Here is an 18,020-nt window from a genome sequence, read left to right on the forward strand (position 1 = left end):
CGAACCGCTAGTCCGGACGGCCCGGCCACGGGTCGGCGGCCTTCTCTCCGGCGACGACCCTCCAGCGCGCCAGCACCTTCGCGCTGGCGACGAGCATGTTCAGGCAGATCTCGCGCTCGGCCGGCTCGTCGGAGGCGATGCCGGCGCGCCAGGTGGTCGTGAGCCGCTCCTCGATACCGATCAGCAGCGTTTGGGCCGCCTCGGCTCCGTCGATCGGGTCGATGTCGTATCCGGGTTCGGCCGGGGCCGCCTCCCAGCCCTGGGCGTCGTAGTAGTCCAGCAGGGCGTCTCGCCGCTCGCGATGCTCGGCCTCGACGGCCTCGGCCAGGTCGCGGGCAGTGCCGGCGAGGTGAACGGCGGCCGTCCCATAGGCGTAGACGGCCGCGTATTCTCCCGCGAGTCCGGCGTCGACCACGCTCATGCGAGCACCGCCGCGTGGGCCGCGCGGCTGGCCGCGATCTCGCCGAACAGGACCGCGTAGCCGCTCTCGGTCGTCAGGCAGGACTCGGTCGCCTCGCGGCTCCCGGCGGTCTCGGCCTCGGCGAGCGCTTCGACGTCGCCGATCGCGCTCTCGGGTTCGGTCGCTGCGACCACATTGGGCTTGAGCAGTCGCTCCAGGGTCTCGGCGTGGGTTCGGTGGTCGGTGGCGATGTCGGTGAAGCCGAGCGCCTCCGCGGCGTCGGCGAGGGTTCTGGCGCTCTTGAGAGCGGCGGTGAGGTCGGAGTCGGTGACGATGATCTTGGCAGGAGATTCGGTGCAGCCTGCGGCCGCCACTAGGGCGGCGCCGATGAGGAGTCCGCGTCGGGTCGTGAACACCCCCCCAGTTTCCCAGCCTTGCTTTCGTTCGTGTCGACGGGCGGATAATCTCGGCGGAACAGGCCCGAGAATGGAGTAGCGCATGGCATCGAAGCAGCAAGCCGAAGTCGAGGCGGTCGTCGCTCCGGCGGTCGAGAGGGCCGGATTCGATCTGGAGGGCCTCACGGTCACTAAAGCGGGCCGAAGGATGTTGGTGCGCATACTGGTCGACTCAGACTCCGGAGTCAGTCTCGACGACGTGGCGACCGTCTCCAAAGCCGTCTCCAAAGCACTGGACGCCGCCGAGACCACAGGTGGGCCATTCGCGGACGCTGCCTATACCCTGGAAGTGTCCTCTCCAGGCGTGGACCGTCCGCTTACCGAGCCCCGGCACTGGCGGCGTAATATTGGGCGCTTGGTGGCCGTGCACATCGGGGAGGAGCCCGTCACCGGGCGAGTCGTGGCCGCCAGCGAGCGGGGGATTGAACTAGAAGTCGACGGCGTACGCCGTTCGGCTAACTATGCCGAGCTGGGGTCCGGCAAGGTGCAGATCGAGCTGAAATAGGCGTCGGTCGATGCCGGCTCGCGCGCCTGACGGCACCGGTGAGGACAACTCAAGACTTTAAGGAGAACGGGTGCATATCGACCTGGCTGCGCTGCGGTCACTGGAACGCGAGCGCGACATCCCTTTCGAGACAATCCTCGGCGCGATCGAATCGGCGCTGCTGACGGCCTACAAGCACACCCCTGGAGCCGATGAGCGCGCACGAGTGGTCGTCGACCGGAATTCCGGCGTCGCCACAGTCTTCGTACCGGTGCTGAACGAGGAGGGCGAGATCGTCTCCGAGCGGGACGACACCCCCGAGGGCTTCGGCCGCATCGCCGCCCAGACCGCCAAGCAGGTCATCCTGCAGCGGCTGCGGGAGGCCGCCGACGAGGTCAACTACGGCGAGTACTCCGGCAAGGAGGGCGACATCGTCACCGGTGTCGTGCAGGCCCACGGCGAGCGCAACGAGCGCGGCATCGTGACCGTCGACCTCGGCAAGATCGAGGCCACGCTGCCGCTCAACGAGCAGGTCCCCGGCGAGTCCTACGACCACGGCAAGCGGATCCGCGCCATCGTCATCCAGGTGAACCGGACCGCCCGCGGCCCGCAGATCACCCTCTCCCGCACCCACCCCGGTCTGGTCAAGAAGCTGTTCGCCTTCGAGGTGCCCGAGATCGAAGAGGGCTCGGTGGAGATCCCCGCCATCGCCCGTGAGGCGGGTCACCGTTCGAAGATCGCGGTCCGTGCCACAACGAAGGAGGTCAACGCCAAGGGCGCCTGCATCGGCCCGATGGGATCGCGGGTCCGGGCGGTCATGAGCGAGCTCGGCGGCGAGAAGATCGACATCGTAGACTGGGACGTCGACCCTGCCAGGTTCGTCGCGAACGCGCTCTCACCTGCGAAGACGCTCTCGGTTCGCGTCATCGACGAGGCCACCCGGTCGACCGAGGTGGTCGTGCCGGACTACCAGCTCTCCTTGGCGATCGGCCGCGAAGGCCAGAACGCGCGCCTGGCCGCGCGTCTGACCGGATGGCGCATCGACATCAAGTCCGATGCGCACGTGGCCGGTGGGGCGAAGGAGGGAACCGGCCCGGCCGGTGGCGCTCGCTAGTCGGGGAGGTAGACTGAATATCGGATCGCAACGTAACGCAACGGTAGTCCGCACCTGTGTGGGTTGCCGGGGACGCGATGCGGCTTCCGAGCTGCTGCGCGTCGTCGTTCATCGCTCCGAGGGTTCCGCGAGCCGCCTGGTTCCGGACCCGAAGCGCCGCCTCAGCGGCCGGGGAGCTCATGTGCACCACGATTTGAACTGCCTTGACCAGGCAGTTCGTAGGCGTGCGTTCGCTCGATCCCTCAGAGTCGAGGGGCCGGTCGACGTTGCAGCGGTGCGAGCCCATGTCGAGTCGGAGTCGGCCGCAAGACCGACTCCCGCACACGAAGCAGGTAGAGACCGAATGAAGACCACGCGATGAAGTTCGTCCGATGAACTGGTTGCTAGTGGAGAGATGAGGTCGGCGGGCGCTGCCCGCGCGACCTCGAAGTGAGGAGTGCAGTGGCAGCAAAGCCCCGCGTACATGAGCTTGCGAAGGAACTGGGTACGACGAGCAAGGAAGTGCTCGCGAAACTCAGTGAGATGGGCGAGTTCGTGAAGTCAGCGTCGAGCACGGTCGAGGCGCCTGTGGCGCGTCGACTGCGGCAGCAGTACGCCGACGGATCGCAGAAGGGTGCTCAGGCGTCACCGGAGGCCGAGAAGGCCGAACCGGCGAAGGAGACGGCGAAGGCGGCCTCCAAGCCGCGACCGGCGGCGCCCAGCCCCGCCAAGATCGCCAAGGCCAAGACCGACGTCAAGGCCGCGAAGAAGACGCCCGCCAAGAAGCGGGCGGCGTCCTCGAAGACGACCGCCCCCAAGCCCGGCCCCAAGCCGAGCACTAAGGCCGCTCCGGCGGCCCCCAAGGTCGAAGAGCCGAAGCCGGCGAGCGCCCGAGACATCGAGGTCGCCGCCGAGCAGAAGCGTGCCGAAGAGCTGCTGAAGCGGCAGCAGGAGGAGGCCGCCAAGCGCGCGGCCCAGCCCGCGCCGCCCAAGCCCGGCCCCAAGCCCGGCGCCTCGCCCCCCAAGCCCGGCGCGCCGAAGCCCGGGCCCAAGAACCCGTTCGGCGTCAGCACCGGTGGTGCCGGCGCGAAGTCCCGTCCCACCGCTGAAGGCGGCGACCGCCCCGGCGGTCCCCGTCCCAGCCCGCGGATGATGCCTCCGCGCCCGAACCCGGGCATGATGCCCTCCCGTCCCGCGGGCGGCGGCCGTGAAGGCGGCCGCGGTGGCGGCGGACGCGGTCGCCCCGGTGGCGGCGGCGGACGTCCCGGTGGCGGCGGCGGTCGAAGCGGCGGCGGTGGCAACTACCGCGGCAACTTCGCCGGCTCCGGCGGCGGTGACGCCGGTCCGCAGACCGCGCCGACCCCGTACCGCGGTGGCGGCGGTCGAGGCGGCGGCAAGGCCCGAGGCGGCGGCGCCGCCGGAGCCTTCGGCCGCGGAGGACCGCGAGGCAAGAGCCGCAAGTCGCGTCGGCAGCGTCGGCAGGAGTTCGACAACCTGTCGGCTCCGAAGATGCAGTCGGGCGCGCCCCGAGGCAACGGCGAGACCATTCGCCTGCCGCGCGGTGCGACCCTCTCGGACTTCGCCGACAAGATCGGCACCCTGCCGGGCACCCTGGTGCAGGAGCTGTTCGGCCTGGGAGAGATGGTGACCGCGACGCAGTCGGTGCCCGACGAGACGCTCGAGCTGCTCGGCGCGCACCTGGACTGGGACGTCAAGGTCGTCAGCCCCGAGGAAGAGGACAAGGAGCTGCTCGCGCAGTTCGGCATCGACCTCGACGAGCGCGGCAAGGAAGAGGCCCTGCCCCGTCCGCCGGTCGTGACCGTCATGGGCCACGTCGACCACGGTAAGACCAAGCTGCTGGACGCCATCCGGCACACCAACGTGGTCGAGGGCGAAGCCGGCGGCATCACCCAGCACATCGGCGCCTACCAGGTCCACGTCGAGCACGACGACGTCGATCGCGCGATCACCTTCATCGACACCCCGGGCCACGAGGCGTTCACCGCCATGCGTGCCCGCGGTGCGAACGTCACCGACATCGTGGTGCTGGTGGTCGCGGCCGACGACGGCGTCATGCCGCAGACGGTCGAGGCGCTCAACCACGCCAAGGCCGCGAACGCGCCGGTCGTGGTCGCGGTCAACAAGACCGACCTGCCCGACGCCAACCCGGACAAGGTGCGGCAGCAGCTGACCGAGTACGGGCTGGTCGCCGAGGAGTACGGCGGCGAGACGATGTTCGTCAACGTGGCCGCCAAGCCGCGCATCGGCATCCCGGACCTGCTCGAAGCGGTCCTGCTCACCGCCGACGCCTCGCTCGAACTGGGAGCGCCGGTGGTCGGCAACGCGCAGGGCATCGCGATCGAGGCGCACCTCGACAAGGGCCGCGGCCCGGTCGCGAGCGTCCTGGTCCAGAAGGGCACCCTGCGGGTCGGCGACTCGATCGTCGCCGGCGGCGCCCACGGGCGCGTGCGGGCGATGCTCGACGCCGACGGCAACCGGGTCAAGGAGGCCACGCCCTCCTATCCGGTCCAGGTGCAGGGTCTGGCGTCGGTGCCGATGGCCGGGGACGTGTTCCTGGCCGCCGACGACGACCGCACGGTCCGCCAGATCGCCGAGCAGCGGCAAGCCCGCCGCCGCGCGGCCCAGCAGGCGGCCCGCGCCTCGCGCACCACGCTCGAGAACCTCATGGACCGCATCGCCGAAGGCGAGCGCACCACGCTCTCGCTCATCATCAAGGGCGACGGCGCCGGTTCGGTCGAGGCGCTCGAGGAGGCCCTGGTCGCTCTCGAGGTGCCCGAAGAGGTACAGCTGCGGGTCATCCACCGCGGCGTCGGCCCGGTCACCGAGAACGACGTCAACCTGGCCGCGGCCGGCGACGAGGAGTCGGCGACGATCATCGCCTTCAACGTCCGAGCCGAGGGCCGCGTCAAGGACATGGCCGAGCGCGAAGGCGTCGACATCCGCTACTACACGGTCATCTACCAGGCGATCGAAGAGATCGAGACCGCGCTGAAGGGGATGCTCAAGCCCGAGTACGAGGAAGTGGAGATCGGCTCCGCCGAGATCCGCGAGGTGTTCCGTTCGTCCAAGTTCGGCAACATCGCGGGCTGCCTGGTCACCAAGGGAACGGTCAAGCGCAATGCGAAGGTCCGCCTGATCCGGGACGGCAGCGTCGTCGCGGAGAGCACGATCGACTCGCTGCGCCGCTTCAAGGACGACGCCACCGAGGTCCGCGAGGGCTACGAGTGCGGTATAACCTTGAAGAACTACAACAACATCGAAGAGGGCGACGTCATCGAAGCCTTCGAGATGCGAGAGAAGCCGCGCGAGTAAGTGCGACTGCTCGAAGTCGGAGCCGCAGCGCGGCTCGGTGAGGCCTGGCGGAAGTCGGGCTACCACCGGGCCGCGCTGTCGGCCGTCTACGGACCGGACGCCGCCGCGTCCTCCGACCGAGGCGACCACCGGGCGCTCCTCGACTCCTGCGGCGACGACCCGCTCGGCGTGTGGACGCGACTGTTCACCGTCGGCGTAGAGGTCGATGAGCGTGCCGCGGCCGACGCCATCGCGCCCCTGGGCATCGGGGAAGCCTTGGAAAGCGGGCTGCTCCTGCGCGGCGACGGCGGCGTGGCCGCCGGGTGGGGCCTGCAGTTCTCCGGGGAGTCGGCCGTCTTCTCCGACCAGTGTCCCGGCACGACCGGCGCCCGGAACCGCGACCACGTGCTCGGCGTCGGCGGAGCCTCGCAACTCCTGCTCGACGCGACCTTGAGGGAACCGGTCGGCACCGCGCTCGACCTCGGGACCGGCTGCGGCGTCCAGGCGCTCGAGCTGTCCGGGCACGCCGGGTCGGTCACCGCGACCGACCTCAGCGAGCGCGCGCTGGCTTTCGCGGCGCTCAACGCTGAGATCAACGGCGTCGAGCTGGAGCTGCTGCGCGGCGACCTGCTCGAGCCGGTCGCCGGTCGGCGATTCGACCTGGTCGTGGCGAACCCGCCGTTCGTGATCGCCACGCCGGGGAGCGGGTGGACCTACCGCGACGCCGGACGGGAGGCCGACGGCGTCGCCGCCGAACTCGCCGGCGCCGCGATCGAGCTGCTGGAGCCCGGCGGCACCATGCAGTTCCTCGCCAACTGGCTGCACGTCGGCGGCGCCGACTGGGCCGAACGGGTCGCCTCCTGGTTTCCCGAGTCGGGCGCCGGAGTGTGGGCCGTCGAACGGGAGGTCCTCGACCCGCTCGACTACGTGCGCACGTGGCAGCGCGACTCCGGTGAGACCGGCGACGCCGATCAGGCCGCGGCGTGGCTCGACTGGTTCGACGCCCGCGGTGTCGAAGGCGTCGGCTTCGGCATGGTGAACGTCCGCCGGGTCGACGGCGCGAGCGAGGTGCGCTGCGAGGAGGTCCGGCACGCGGTCGAGACCCCGTGGCGCGATCGGGTCGCGGAGCACTTCGTCGTGCGCGGGGCCGATCTCGAGCCTGAGCAGCTGTGGGAGGCGCGCCTGCGCGTCGCCGACGGGGTGTCCTTGCAGCAGTCGGCGGCGCTGGGGGAGGAAGGCTGGGACGTCGAGCGGCAGTGGCTGCAGCAGCGCCACCGGATGCGCCATGCCGAGCAGATCGATCCGCTGCTGGTGGCGATGCTGGGCGCCTGCGACGGTGCCGCGCCGGTCCGCTTGCAGGTCCAACTGCTGGCCGAGACGTACGGCGGCGAAGCGGCCGTGCTCTACGCGCAGCTCTACCCGGTGCTGCGCCGACTCATCGAACGCGGCTTCCTCGAAGTGAATCCTATATTATATATCCTATAGGATCTACGATCTGAGGTAGGCGAGGACCGCCTTCACCCTGCGGTGGTGGTCGCCGTCCTCGCTGCGCAGCTCCAGCTTGGTGAAGATGTTGCGGATGTGCTTCTCCACCGCCCCGTCGGAGATGAACAGCTTCCTTCCGATCGCCCGATTGGAGTGGCCCTCGGCCATCATCTCGAGCACCTCCCGCTCCCGCGGCGTCAGCGACGCCACCGGATCGTCACTTCTTCGACGCACCAACAGCTGCGACACCACCTCAGGATCGAAGACCGTTCCGCCCGCCGCGACGCGGCGGAGCGAGTCCATGAAGTCGTCCACGTCGATCACGCGGTCCTTGAGCAGATACCCGACCGCGCCGCGCGAATCGGCGAGCAGATCGTCGGCATAGGACACCTCGACGTACTGGGAGAGGATCAGCACCGGCGAACCCGGCACGCGCTCCCGGGCTCTGGTGGCCGCGCGCAGGCCCTCGTCGGTGAACGACGGCGGCATCCGCACGTCCACCACCGACACGTCCGGACGGTGCTCGGCGATCGCCTCGATGAGCGCCTCGCCGTCGCCGACGGCGGCGACCACATCGCAGTCGAACTCCTCGAGCAGCTTCACCAGACCCGAACGGATCAAGACCGCGTCGTCGGCCACAACCACCCGCACCCGTACGCTGCTGGTTTGCACCCGTCACCCCACCCTCCCCGAGCGGACCTTGTTCACCCGCACGGGACCTCCGCCACGATCACCGTCGGACCGCCCTCGGGCGAGTCGAGCCGCCAGTCGCCCTCGGCGGCTCTGATCCGATCGGCCAGACCCGAGAGCCCGTGTCCCTTTGAGACGTGAGCGCCCCCGACCCCGTTGTCGCCGATCGAGACGACCAGCGTATCGCCCCAGTCGTCCACCGACACCGACGCCTGGGTCGCCTGCGAATGCTTCGAGACGTTCGTGAGCGCCTCGGCCACTACGAAGTACACGGTGCTCTCGACGTTGGCCCGGTACCTACCCGTCAGACTCGTCTGCAGATCGACCGGCACCGCCGACCTCGCCGTCAGGGCCGCCAGCGCCGACTCGAGGCCCCGGTCGGTCAGGATCGGCGGGGCGATACCGCGCGAGAGCGCCCGCAGCTCGTCGATGGTCTCCCGCGTCTGCGAGATCGCCGACTCCAAGGTCGCCTGGGCCGCTTCGGGATCGGCGGCCATCTGCCGCCGCACCCGCGCCAGCTCCATGCCGAGGCCGACCAGTCGCTGCTGCGGCCCGTCATGGATGTCACGCTCGATGCGGCGCAGCGCGTCGGCCTCGGCCGATGTCGCGGCGTCGCGCGACTCGGTGAGTTCGTCGATGCGCTCGTGCAGGCCGCTGACCGAAGTCAGCAGGCCCCGTCCGATGTGCCCCTGGGCGAGCGCCAGACCGCGTACCAGCGGCACCAGCACCGCCGCCATCACCAGCCCGCTGATGAAGCTCAGCAGCGCGGCCGTGAAGTACGAGTCGCCCCAGCCGAGCCACTCGGTGGCATAGACCAGGCCCTGGTCCTCACTGCCGACCGCGAGCCAGATGATCCACCCGTAGACCGGATAGAACAGGGCGGTCACCGTGGCCGACCACCATGCGATCGTCACCGCGAACGCCACGACGGCGACCGGGAAGATCACCACGCCCCACAACATGTTCAGCCACGACTGCCCGTCGATGAGGACGGTCAGGAACCGGCGCAGGCCCGAGCTGTCGGGCGGCGCCTGCCGGTACCGCGGCTTGGAGAGTTTGCGCCCCAGCACCATCGGGATCTGAGCGCGGCCGGCGGCGGCCACGCCGCGCATCGCCAGCATCATCGCCGCGAGGATCGGGACACCGACCCAGATGGCCATGGTGCCCATGCCCGTCGAGAGGCCGACGACGGTGAGCACGAACGCGGCGAGGGCGATCGGGAACGACGAGAGGTTGTAGCCGGTGTCGATCCCCAATTGGCGAAGTCTGTTGCGCATGGGTCAAATCTAGAGCGAGGGGAGGAGGGCTCGCGACCCTGCGAGCAGGCGCTTCGAGGGTAAGGACAACCCTACCTTCAGCCGGCCGCCGCGCCCGGGCTCGCGGGCGGACGGGTGGCGATCGAGCCGACCGAGTTGAGCAGGCTGGCGATGCAGATCCCGATGACGAGGTTGATCGCGGCCGTGGCGATCTGCGACTCCAGCTCGGCGCCGACGGTGAACGGGATCAGGACCCCGACGGCGATGGCCAGGACCATGATCCAGCTGAAGAAGCTCATCGGGCGCGGCATCGTCAGCAGCATCAGGTGCAGCAGCGCGGTGGCCAGGATCGCGATGCCGAACGCGCCGAAGGCGTAGGTCGTCGTCGAAGCGTCGCCGTATGCCCCCGCCTCCGACGGCGAGAGTATGTGGATGCCCAGCACTCCGCGCACCAGCAGGATCGCCACCAGCGCCACCAGCGCCGCGACCACGGCCGTCCCCAGCCCTCCGGCCCACAGCTTGCCGGCCTCCACGCTGGGGCGCCGGCCGGAGTCCGACGGGGCCTCGGCCGGAAAACGCCTTGTCTCGTCGCCGTACCGCCGGTCCCATCCACCTTGGGGTGCAGACATCGGTCCTCCTGTCTCGGCGAAACTCGCATGCCGAAGTCCGGTACTGTCTCGTCCTCTCCCGTCATCCTCGCAGGCATTCGCGATCGACGTCCTGAAACAGACGATTTAGTGCGGGCCCGCTTCGCCGGCGGCGAGCTTCGCCACGGGGCCAAAAGATCTTGGGAATCCTCGCCGCGACGCGTAATCTAGAGCGGTGTTCACCGGATGCGTTGAATTCGACCTCCTCCTCCCGGAAGACTCCCGCTCGCTGAAGGCCAAGCGCTCGTACGTGCGACCGATCGTGGCCTCCCTGCGGAAGTTCGACGTGGCGGTGGCGGAGGTGGGCGACCAGGAAATCCACGGCCGCTCCACGGTCGGCGTCGCCGCCGTTGCCGGCGACAACCTCCACGTGCAGGAGATCCTCAACGCCTGCGAGCAGCATGTGGCGGGGCGCCCGGAGGTCGAACTGCTCAGCGTCCGCAGACGCGTGTTCGGACCCGAAGACGAGTAGCAGCAGGCAGTAGAAGGCAGGAATCGACATGGCAGACGCGGCGAAGCAGGCCCAGGTGGCCAAGCGCGTCATGGAACTGACCGCGCAGGCGGTGCGCAGGCTCAAGGACCCGCGCGTCGGGATGGTCACCATCACCGACGCCCGGATGACCCCGGACCTGCGCGAGGCGACGATCTTCTACACCGTGCTCGGCGACGAAGAAGAGGTGAAGGCCTCCGCCGCGGCGCTCGAGAGCGCCACCGGGCACCTCCGCAGCACGGTCGGGAGGGCCCTCGGCATGCGGCACTCGCCGTCGCTCGCCTTCGTGGCCGACACGGTGCCCGAGCACGCCGGTCGGATCGAGGCGCTCCTGGCCGAGGCCGCCAAGGCCGACGCGGAGGTCCACCGGATCGCCCAGCGGGCGAAGTACGCCGGCGACCCGAACCCGTACCGCGAAGGCGAGAAGCCCGAAGACGAGGACTGAAGGCGACGGGGGCGGATCGATGTCCGCCGATTGGTCCTCATCCGATCTCCTCGTCGCGCCGCGACATTGCCTCCCGGTGATTCACCGGTGGTCGTACTTGCCACTGGCTGAGCTCGGTAGGTGACGCCACCCATGGAGTTGTTCGTTTTTTTCGAATAATGCTAGTCTGGTCTCGGAGGTGTTGACCATGACCGGAGTGCTCGAGGAGAAGACCATCCTTCCGCCGTCGCTGCGGCCCACCGCGCTCGACGCTCTCGCAAGGGCGCTTTCGGTCTCCGATAGGCCCTGTCGTGCGAAGCTCGTAGACCCCGACGGCACCGCAATCGAACTTCCCGATGAGGTATACGAAGCGCTACACGAGGTCGTTGAGGGCTTGTCCCAGGGGCTCGCGATCACTATCGCGCCCCACAACACGATGTTGACCACACAAGAGGCAGCCGACCTACTCAACATCTCGCGGCCGACACTTGTCCGGCTGCTCGAAGACGGAGAGATTCCATACAGCCGGCGTGGTCGGCACCGCCGGGTGCTACTGCGAGATGTGCTCACCTACCAAGAGCAAAGCCGCATGGAGCGGCGAGCCGGCCTGGGAGAGATGGTGTCCGAGGGAGAGGACGCCGGTTTGTACGAGACAGTCGAGTCGATCAAACCGACTCGATTAGGAGTGGATGCGTGCGTCAGTCAGCGTTGCTCGACACTTGTGTGCTCTTTCCGGCCTACCTCTGCGACACGCTGCTCTCACTGGCAGAAGACGGTGTCTACCGGCCGCTATGGTCGACCGACATCCTCGGTGAGTTGAGGCGCAACCTCCTCGAGTACGGAATAGCGGAGCAGTCCGTTGACCGCCGCATCGCCCAGATGCGGCGGTATTTCCTCGATGCGGAGATCACCGGATACGAAGACCTCGTCGAGGGGATGCCGAACGACCCCAAAGATCGACACGTGCTGGCTGCAGCGATCCGAGGCCGAGCCGAAGTCATCGTCACCGCGAACCTGTCCGACTTTCCGCCCGAGGCCCTAAAACGCTTTGAGATCGAACCGGTGCATCCAGACGATTTCCTCCTTGACCAACTGGACTTGCAACCTGGGCTCACGATTGAGGCCGTCAAGCGGCAGGCGGCCAGGTACCGGCGTGAGTCTCGAAGCGTCGCAGGGCTGCTTGGAGTGCTCGACCGGATCGGGCTGCCGAACTTTGCAGCTGAGCTGCGCCGACACATCGTGTCCTGACGGAGGGCGGTATCCAAGACCAGGGCGGGCCGGCGGCGCTCAAGTTCGTCCGGCTCGCCCTTATCCTGTGTCGCACGGGATCGGGAGCGCGCTCCATGGCAGGGACCGAGTACGCCCGCATCCACCCTTCTCAGCATATGGATACTCGGCTGAAAAATTCATGAACGGCCGTTAAGGTATCGAGGATGAGGACCTATACGGCAAGCCTCCACGAAGACCAGGACCGTCCCGAAGACTGGGAAGACACTCGTTCGGAGTCGCTCCGCGCGCTCCAGGAGTCGCTCGACCGCCACCAGTAGGGCCGCGTTCCCGCACCCGGTCTATCCTGTACGGCTGTGACCACACCGCAGCCGGGCATCATCGTCGTCGACAAACCCCAAGGCATCACCTCGCACGGGGTGGTGGCCCGAATGCGCCGCATCTGCGGGACCCGCAAAGTCGGCCACGGCGGCACCCTCGATCCCATGGCCACCGGCGTCCTCATCATCGCGGTCGGCAAGGCCACCAAACTCCTCGCCTACGTCTCCGGGCTCGACAAGACCTACGCCGCGACGATCCGCCTCGGCCAGACCACCGTCACCGACGACGCCGAAGGCGACATCACCGCCACCGCCGACCCTTCGGGAGCCACCGACGAGGCCCTCCGCAACGCGCTGGCCGCGATGGTCGGCGAGATCGACCAGGTTCCCAGCGCGGTCAGCGCCGTCAAGATCGACGGCAAGCGCGCCTACAAGCGGGTGCGCGAAGGCGAGTCCGTCGAGATCCAGGCCCGGCGGGTCACCATCCGCGCCATCGACGTCGGCGCGATCCGGCGCGGTGAGTTCGTCGACGTCGACGTGGACGTCTCCTGTTCCTCGGGCACCTACATCCGCGCCATCGCCCGCGACCTCGGCGAGGCCCTCGGCGTCGGCGGCCACTTGACGGCACTGCGCCGCACCGGCGTCGGGAGGTTCGGCCTCGACGCGGCCGCGACGCTCGAAACGCTCGCCGAGCGCTCCGAACAGGGCCGCCCCCTCGGGGCGCTGCCGATGGGCCGGGCGGCCGCCGAGCTGATGCCGACCCGCACCGCCACCGCTGAAGAGGCCAAGGCCCTGTCATACGGGAAGTCGATCGCGGCGGCGGCGATCGCCGGGCGCTACGCCGTGCTCGATGAAGCCGGGGAACTCCTGGCGGTCATGACCGAGCAGGGCGACCGCGCCAAGCCCGAGACCGTCTTCGCCGCGGCCTAAGGCCGCGACGGAGTCCCGGAACGCTATGGGCGTGATTCCGGTGCGCTGGTGGAAGAACTTGTTGAAGTTGGTGGCGCTGGAGAAGCCGAGCCGAGACGCGACTCTCGCCGCGGGGAGCTCGGAGCTGGCCAGCATGCGCTTGGCCTCCAAGACCACCCGGCGGTCGATGAACTCCTTCGCGGGCATCCCGGCGGCCGCGAGCGTGGCGCGCGAGAGCGTCCGCGGCGAGTAGGCCAGTGCCTTGGCGTAGTCGGCCAGCCTCCGGGTGACCGCGAAGTCGCGCTCGACCGCGTCGCGGAACGCCAGGTAGACCTCGCCCGGCTCGGCGGCCGGACCGCCGGGGGCCGGCAGGTGCGCGACGCGGAGCACCAGTACCGCCAGCAGATGGCGCAGGATCTGGGTCCTGACGTCCGTCGGCAGCCGCTCCTCGGCCCCGAACTCCCATTGGAGCCGGCTCGAGGCCACCCGCAGGAGCGCGTGGTCCTGGCCCTTCGGAGCGCGCAGCACCGGGGCGTGGGGATCCGCGGCGCAGACGCCGATGGCGGTGTCGGGGTCGAGGAACGACGTCTCGAACCGGAACAGCGTCCCTTCGGCGCCTTCGAGATCGCCCCACTGCTGCACCTGGCCGGGCCGCGCCCACAGCCACGCTCCCGGTTCGAGCAAGTAGGGGGTGAAGTCCACGGTGTGCCGCAGCGACCCCGAGGTGAGCGTCAGCAGATGGTGCAGGCCCGAGCGCACCGGCCGGGCCGGTGCCCGCGTCGGTCGGTCGCGGAGCCTGGCGAGCGGGAGCACCTCGACCCCGGCGGGAAGGTCGCCGGCGGGGGCGAATGAAAGCGGCGGAGTGTCGTCGTGTCGATTTCTTACCAGCATCGGCGTCCATTTTATCCGCAAAGGCGAAGTTTCAAGATCGACTTCGTCGCATCCGGGTGACGACACGTTCCCGAAGTAGCCTTGGCCCCATGGCAGATAGGAAACCCATAGATTTCTGGTTCGATCCCGCGTGCCCTTGGGCGTGGATGACCTCGCGTTGGATCATCGAGGCGTCGAAATACCGCGACATCGACATCCGCTGGAACGTGATGAGCCTGTACGTGCTCAACGAAGACCGCATCGACGAGCTGCCGCCCGATTACGCGGAGCTGATGCCGAAGACCCTCCCGGCGGTCCGAGTGGCGACGGCGGTGGCCCTGAAGTACGACAACGAGACCCTCGGCCGCCTCTACACGGCCCTGGGTAACCGGATCCACCTCGAGCAGTCCAAGGACTCCAGTTTCTACATCCCGGCCGCGCTCGAGCGGGCCGGACTCCCGGTCGAGCTGGCCGAGGCGGGCGCGACCGACGAGTACGACGAAGCGCTGAAGGCATCGCACGAGCGCGGCATCGGCCTGGTCGGCACCGACGTCGGCACTCCGGTGGTGGCAGTGGAGAACGACGAGGGCGTACAGGTCGGACTGTTCGGTCCGGTGGTGACCCCGGCGCCGACCGGTGAGGCGGCCGCGAAGCTGTGGGACGGTGTCTACGCCGTCACCACGACTCCCGGCTTCTACGAGCTGAAGCGGACGCGGACCAAGGGACCGGACTTCAGCAATCTGCGAGGCGACTGACCTCCGGACACCGAACATCGGCCCCGCGCGCGAGCGCGGGGCCGATGTCGTATCGGTATTGGAGTCTCAGCTCACCTGCGAGAGCCAGGACTGCTCCACGCCGCCGCCGGCCTGCCGATAGGGGGCGAGCTCCCGGTCCCAGTCGAGGCCCAGGAGCTGGTCCAGCCCGCTTCGCAGCGCCTCGGCGCTGGTGGTGGTGGCGAGCAGGGCCCGGACGCGGTCCTCGGCGATCATGATGCCGCCGCCGGCGCTCATCGCCGCCCGGTACACGCCCCGGCCGGGCACGTGCATGATCCGCTCGCCGTCGACGCCGGCGCTGGGGTCCTCGGTCACTTCGAACCGCAGCATCGGCCACTGCGCCAGCGCCTTCGCGATCTCCGCGCCCATGCCGGGCTCGCCGGTCCAGGCGCGTTCGGCGCGCATAGTTCCGCGCTCGGCCTCCTGCGGAGACCAGCCGAGCTTGACCGTCGCGGCCTCGGAGCCACGACCCAGGACACGCCCGATCGCCCACTCGACGTGCGGGCACACCGCCGGCGGGCTGGAGTGGATGTAGATCACGCCGCGTGTCTGCATCGCGCACCTCCTCGGGGATCGGCGTATCTGAGTACCGGCTCACTCCTTGTGGTCAATTGGGGACGGCTCGAAGTCGTCCAACGGGTATCGACCGGGCCGAAGAGGGGATGAACTCGAACCCGGTACGCTATTCCGCTCACTTACATACTGACAGCTCGCAAAGCATCGCGCTAGGCTTAAACCGCACCGAGCGCTCATTTTTTCCCTCATTCAATGCGTCACACCTGGTCTATGTGCTAGGAGGCGCACCGAGGGCCTGAGATACACTCGTCGAAGACCGGCATAGTGTCGGTTTTCTTTTGTGGTCCAACCCAGGTTCAGTGCCCGCCGTCCGGGCCGCTCCCTGTGCATGGCAGAAGATTTCGACTTACACGACAAGGTGAGGAGACCGGCGTGGCAGCCAACACTTCGAAAACCGCACGCGCTTCCGTCAAAGCCGGACAGAAGGCCGGCGCGGCGGGGGGACTCAACGTCCTCGGCGAATTCAAGTACCTGATCCCGCTCAACCAGGGCAAGCACGTGTACCTGCGCAACCTGACCGACGGGCGCACCCTGCACCTGGCCACGGGTTCCGAGGAGTTCGTCGCCGCGATCGCCGCCCTCTCCGAGGCCGGCCACGGCGAGAAGATCAGGGCCGAGGTCGAGGCCTTCGCCGCGAACCTCCCCGCCGAGCACGGCTGGGACACCACCCTGAAGTCCCTCGAGGAGGCCGGGGCCTTCGGCGAAGTCCCCGAGGCCGCCGCGGCATAAGACCCGAAACGTCGAAGGCTCCGAACCGTGAATGGTTCGGAGCCTTTTCCGTGCGCCTATCGGGTGAACGTCATTCGTCGTCGGTGCAGACCGGATCCGACATCGGCGTGTTGTCGGTCGACCAGAGCGCGAACACCGTGAAGCAGTAGTCCTCGCTCGGAATGAGCCCACTCGCGGTGAAGTCGGTGCTCGTCGTCGGCTCGCCCAGTCGGCTCGCCTGCTCGTCGCCGACCCGCTGGGCCATCACGAAGTACTGGAGCTGCGAGTCCTCGACCGGCGCCTCCCAGGAGAGCTCGACGGTGCCGCCGTTCCACGAGACGATCTGGAGCTGCTGCGGCGCGCCCGCCCCGTCGAGCGTGGCAGGGTCGATCTCGTCGGGCGAGTCCGGCGAGATCAGCCACAGCCAGCCGACCATCACCGCGCCGAGCACGACGGTGATCACCAGTCCGAGGATCACGTACGACTTCAGGCCGCGGTCGTCCTTCGGGCGGCGCGGTTTCGGCGCCCGCGGCGCCTTCGCCGGCTTGTGCGCCCGCTTGTCGCCGTCGCGGCTGATGACCGGCGGCGCGAACGGCTGCGGCTGCGGCGCAGCCTCCATCGTTCCGGCACCGCCCTGGCCTTGCGGCGCCCCGGCGGCGGCCTGCTGCCGCGTCCACGGCGTCGTCGGCGGACGCATGCTCACCGGCGCCTGCGGGGGCGCCGAATGCGGTGCGGCCGATACCGGCGGGGCCCCCTCCGCGACGCCCTGGTGCTGCGCCGCATGGGGAGTGGCGCTGACCGGCGCCGAGCCGTCGAGGTGCCGCGCGTAGCGCGGATCGGTCGACTGCCCCAGCTGATGCGAGTAGCCGTCGGTGTGTCCCGACGAGGTCCGCTGCCCGACGGTGTAAGCCGATTCGGGGGCGGGCCCCGGCGGAGCGAACGGATCCAGCGGTGCCTGCTGCGACGGCGGCGGGCCCTGCGGTCTGAAGACGGTCTTCTCGTTGCTGATGTCGCCGATCGTGGTCGGAGCCTGCGCCTTGCCGATCCCGCCTCCGGAGCCGTACATCCCGCGCTGGATCTCTTCGGCGAAGGCGGTGCACGACTCAGGCCGCCGAGCCGGGTCGCGCGAGAGCGCCCGCACCAGCAGGCTCTCCAGCCATTCTGGAACGTCATCGCGCGGGAGCTTCGGCGGCGGCGCCTCGGAGGTGACCCGGTCCCGGTGCGTGTCGGGGTCGGTGCCGCCCTCGGGATTGGCGAACGGCGCATGGCCGGCCAGCAGCTGCCACATGCTCGAGGCGAGGCTGAACAGGTCGCTGGCCGGAGTCTGCGCCTGCCGCAGCAGCGCCTCGGGAGAGGCGTGCAGGGGCGTGAGCTTGTCGATCGCCTCGGTCGCCGCGAGCGCCGCCGGGGCCCGGGCGATTCCGAAGTCGGCCAGCGCGGGTCCGTACTGGCCCCGCAGGATGTTCTGCGGCTTGACGTCGCGGTGGAGGATGTCGGCGTTGTGGGCGGCCTGGAGCGCCTGCCCGATCTTGACGCCCACCTCGATGACGTCCTCGACGCTCAGCTGCCGCTCGGCCTTGAGGATCTGCGAGTACGAGCCGCCGTCGCAGTACTCCATGACGATGTACGGTCGGCCGTCCTCGGTGGAACCGGTGTCGATGATGGAGACGATGTGCGGGTGGTTCGACACCGCCACGGTCGCCTCGAGCTCCTTCTCGACCGAGGCGGTGGTGGTCATGTCGTCGTCGACGAGCAGGACCTTGACCGCCACCGTCCGGTCGAGCCGCTCCTGGACGGCGCGGTAGACGAACGCGGTCGACCCGTGCGCGACCATCTCGAAATCGCGGTAGCCGGGGATGGCCGGAGTGGGGGAGCTCAAGGCGCAGGCTTTCTGTTGGGGA

Annotated in this window: 19 protein-coding genes and 1 pseudogene; 12 read left to right on the forward strand and 8 right to left on the reverse strand. The window is 69.0% G+C overall.

Annotated features, from left to right (window positions below):
• Positions 1–7: 7 nt before the first annotated feature.
• Positions 8–421: a ferritin-like domain-containing protein gene (locus ACYVL2_RS05015; protein ID WP_460540820.1), complete on the reverse strand. Its 414-nt coding sequence runs from the start codon at positions 419–421 to the stop codon at positions 8–10.
• Positions 418–816: a hypothetical protein gene (locus ACYVL2_RS05020; protein ID WP_460540822.1), complete on the reverse strand. Its 399-nt coding sequence runs from the start codon at positions 814–816 to the stop codon at positions 418–420. The genes ACYVL2_RS05015 and ACYVL2_RS05020 overlap by 4 nt, the downstream gene beginning before the upstream one ends.
• Before the next feature lie 82 nt (positions 817–898).
• Between ACYVL2_RS05020 and rimP the strand changes: the two genes are divergently transcribed.
• The 5 genes from rimP to ACYVL2_RS05045 all read left to right on the forward strand — a co-directional run bounded on the left by rimP (position 899) and on the right by ACYVL2_RS05045 (position 7,229).
• Positions 899–1,360, forward strand: a complete 462-nt coding sequence (gene rimP / locus ACYVL2_RS05025) for a ribosome maturation factor RimP (protein ID WP_460540824.1) — start codon at positions 899–901, stop codon at positions 1,358–1,360.
• A gap of 70 nt (positions 1,361–1,430) precedes the next feature.
• Positions 1,431–2,453: a transcription termination/antitermination protein NusA gene (gene nusA, locus ACYVL2_RS05030; RefSeq protein WP_460540826.1), complete on the forward strand. Its 1,023-nt coding sequence runs from the start codon at positions 1,431–1,433 to the stop codon at positions 2,451–2,453.
• Positions 2,395–2,814 (forward strand): YlxR family protein, encoded by a 420-nt coding sequence (locus tag ACYVL2_RS05035; RefSeq protein WP_460540828.1) that lies wholly within the window; start codon positions 2,395–2,397, stop codon positions 2,812–2,814. The genes nusA and ACYVL2_RS05035 overlap by 59 nt, the downstream gene beginning before the upstream one ends.
• 80 nt (positions 2,815–2,894) lie before the next feature.
• Positions 2,895–5,765, forward strand: coding sequence for a translation initiation factor IF-2 (gene infB, locus ACYVL2_RS05040; RefSeq protein ID WP_460540830.1), 2,871 nt, complete (start codon positions 2,895–2,897; stop codon positions 5,763–5,765).
• Positions 5,766–7,229 carry a class I SAM-dependent methyltransferase gene (locus ACYVL2_RS05045; protein ID WP_460540832.1) on the forward strand — a complete coding sequence of 488 codons (1,464 nt, stop codon included), beginning with the start codon at positions 5,766–5,768 and terminating at the stop codon, positions 7,227–7,229. It begins immediately after the preceding gene.
• A 3-nt stretch (positions 7,230–7,232) separates the two neighbouring features.
• Here ACYVL2_RS05045 and ACYVL2_RS05050 read toward each other — a convergent pair whose 3' ends face one another.
• The 3 genes from ACYVL2_RS05050 to ACYVL2_RS05060 all read right to left on the reverse strand — a co-directional run bounded on the left by ACYVL2_RS05050 (position 7,233) and on the right by ACYVL2_RS05060 (position 9,804).
• Positions 7,233–7,880, reverse strand: a complete 648-nt coding sequence (locus ACYVL2_RS05050; protein ID WP_460541211.1) for a LuxR C-terminal-related transcriptional regulator — start codon at positions 7,878–7,880, stop codon at positions 7,233–7,235.
• A 53-nt stretch (positions 7,881–7,933) separates the two neighbouring features.
• The gene (locus ACYVL2_RS05055; protein WP_460540834.1) at positions 7,934–9,196 is read right to left on the reverse strand and encodes a sensor histidine kinase; all 1,263 of its coding nucleotides are present in this window, start codon (positions 9,194–9,196) and stop codon (positions 7,934–7,936) included.
• A 77-nt stretch (positions 9,197–9,273) separates the two neighbouring features.
• A complete protein-coding gene (locus ACYVL2_RS05060) occupies positions 9,274–9,804 on the reverse strand; it encodes a DUF6069 family protein (protein ID WP_460540836.1) in 531 nt (176 codons plus the stop codon).
• 193 nt (positions 9,805–9,997) lie between these two features.
• On the opposite strand from ACYVL2_RS05060, the gene ACYVL2_RS05065 reads away from it, so the two are divergent.
• From ACYVL2_RS05065 to truB, 5 genes are all read left to right on the forward strand, one after another.
• The gene (locus ACYVL2_RS05065) at positions 9,998–10,294 is read left to right on the forward strand and encodes a DUF503 domain-containing protein (RefSeq protein WP_460540838.1); all 297 of its coding nucleotides are present in this window, start codon (positions 9,998–10,000) and stop codon (positions 10,292–10,294) included.
• A gap of 28 nt (positions 10,295–10,322) precedes the next feature.
• A complete protein-coding gene (rbfA, locus tag ACYVL2_RS05070; protein WP_460540840.1) occupies positions 10,323–10,757 on the forward strand; it encodes a ribosome-binding factor A in 435 nt (144 codons plus the stop codon).
• 415 nt (positions 10,758–11,172) lie between these two features.
• The gene (locus tag ACYVL2_RS05075) at positions 11,173–11,556 is read left to right on the forward strand and encodes a helix-turn-helix domain-containing protein (RefSeq protein ID WP_460541213.1); all 384 of its coding nucleotides are present in this window, start codon (positions 11,173–11,175) and stop codon (positions 11,554–11,556) included.
• Complete coding sequence (locus ACYVL2_RS05080; protein ID WP_460541215.1) at positions 11,445–11,984, forward strand: PIN domain-containing protein; 540 nt, start codon at positions 11,445–11,447, stop codon at positions 11,982–11,984. The genes ACYVL2_RS05075 and ACYVL2_RS05080 overlap by 112 nt, the downstream gene beginning before the upstream one ends.
• A gap of 335 nt (positions 11,985–12,319) precedes the next feature.
• Positions 12,320–13,213: a tRNA pseudouridine synthase B gene (gene truB, locus ACYVL2_RS05085; protein WP_460540841.1), complete on the forward strand. Its 894-nt coding sequence runs from the start codon at positions 12,320–12,322 to the stop codon at positions 13,211–13,213.
• 6 nt (positions 13,214–13,219) lie between these two features.
• Here truB and ACYVL2_RS05090 read toward each other — a convergent pair.
• Positions 13,220–14,083: pseudogene (locus ACYVL2_RS05090) on the reverse strand (AraC family transcriptional regulator); the annotation flags it as partial.
• 89 nt (positions 14,084–14,172) lie between these two features.
• Between ACYVL2_RS05090 and ACYVL2_RS05095 the strand changes: the two are divergent.
• Positions 14,173–14,817, forward strand: coding sequence for a thioredoxin domain-containing protein (locus ACYVL2_RS05095; protein WP_460540843.1), 645 nt, complete (start codon positions 14,173–14,175; stop codon positions 14,815–14,817).
• A 66-nt stretch (positions 14,818–14,883) separates the two neighbouring features.
• Here the strand turns inward: ACYVL2_RS05095 and ACYVL2_RS05100 are convergent, their stop codons facing one another.
• Positions 14,884–15,390 (reverse strand): DUF3145 domain-containing protein, encoded by a 507-nt coding sequence (locus ACYVL2_RS05100; protein ID WP_460540845.1) that lies wholly within the window; start codon positions 15,388–15,390, stop codon positions 14,884–14,886.
• 393 nt (positions 15,391–15,783) lie between these two features.
• Between ACYVL2_RS05100 and ACYVL2_RS05105 the strand changes: the two genes are divergently transcribed.
• Entirely contained in the window at positions 15,784–16,140 is a 357-nt protein-coding gene (locus ACYVL2_RS05105; RefSeq protein ID WP_460540847.1) for a hypothetical protein, read from the forward strand.
• A 70-nt stretch (positions 16,141–16,210) separates the two neighbouring features.
• On the opposite strand, the gene ACYVL2_RS05110 is transcribed toward ACYVL2_RS05105, so the two are convergent.
• Positions 16,211–17,998, reverse strand: coding sequence for a protein kinase domain-containing protein (locus ACYVL2_RS05110; protein WP_460540849.1), 1,788 nt, complete (start codon positions 17,996–17,998; stop codon positions 16,211–16,213).
• Positions 17,999–18,020: the final 22 nt, after the last annotated feature.

Source organism: Glycomyces halotolerans (genome assembly GCF_054779575.1).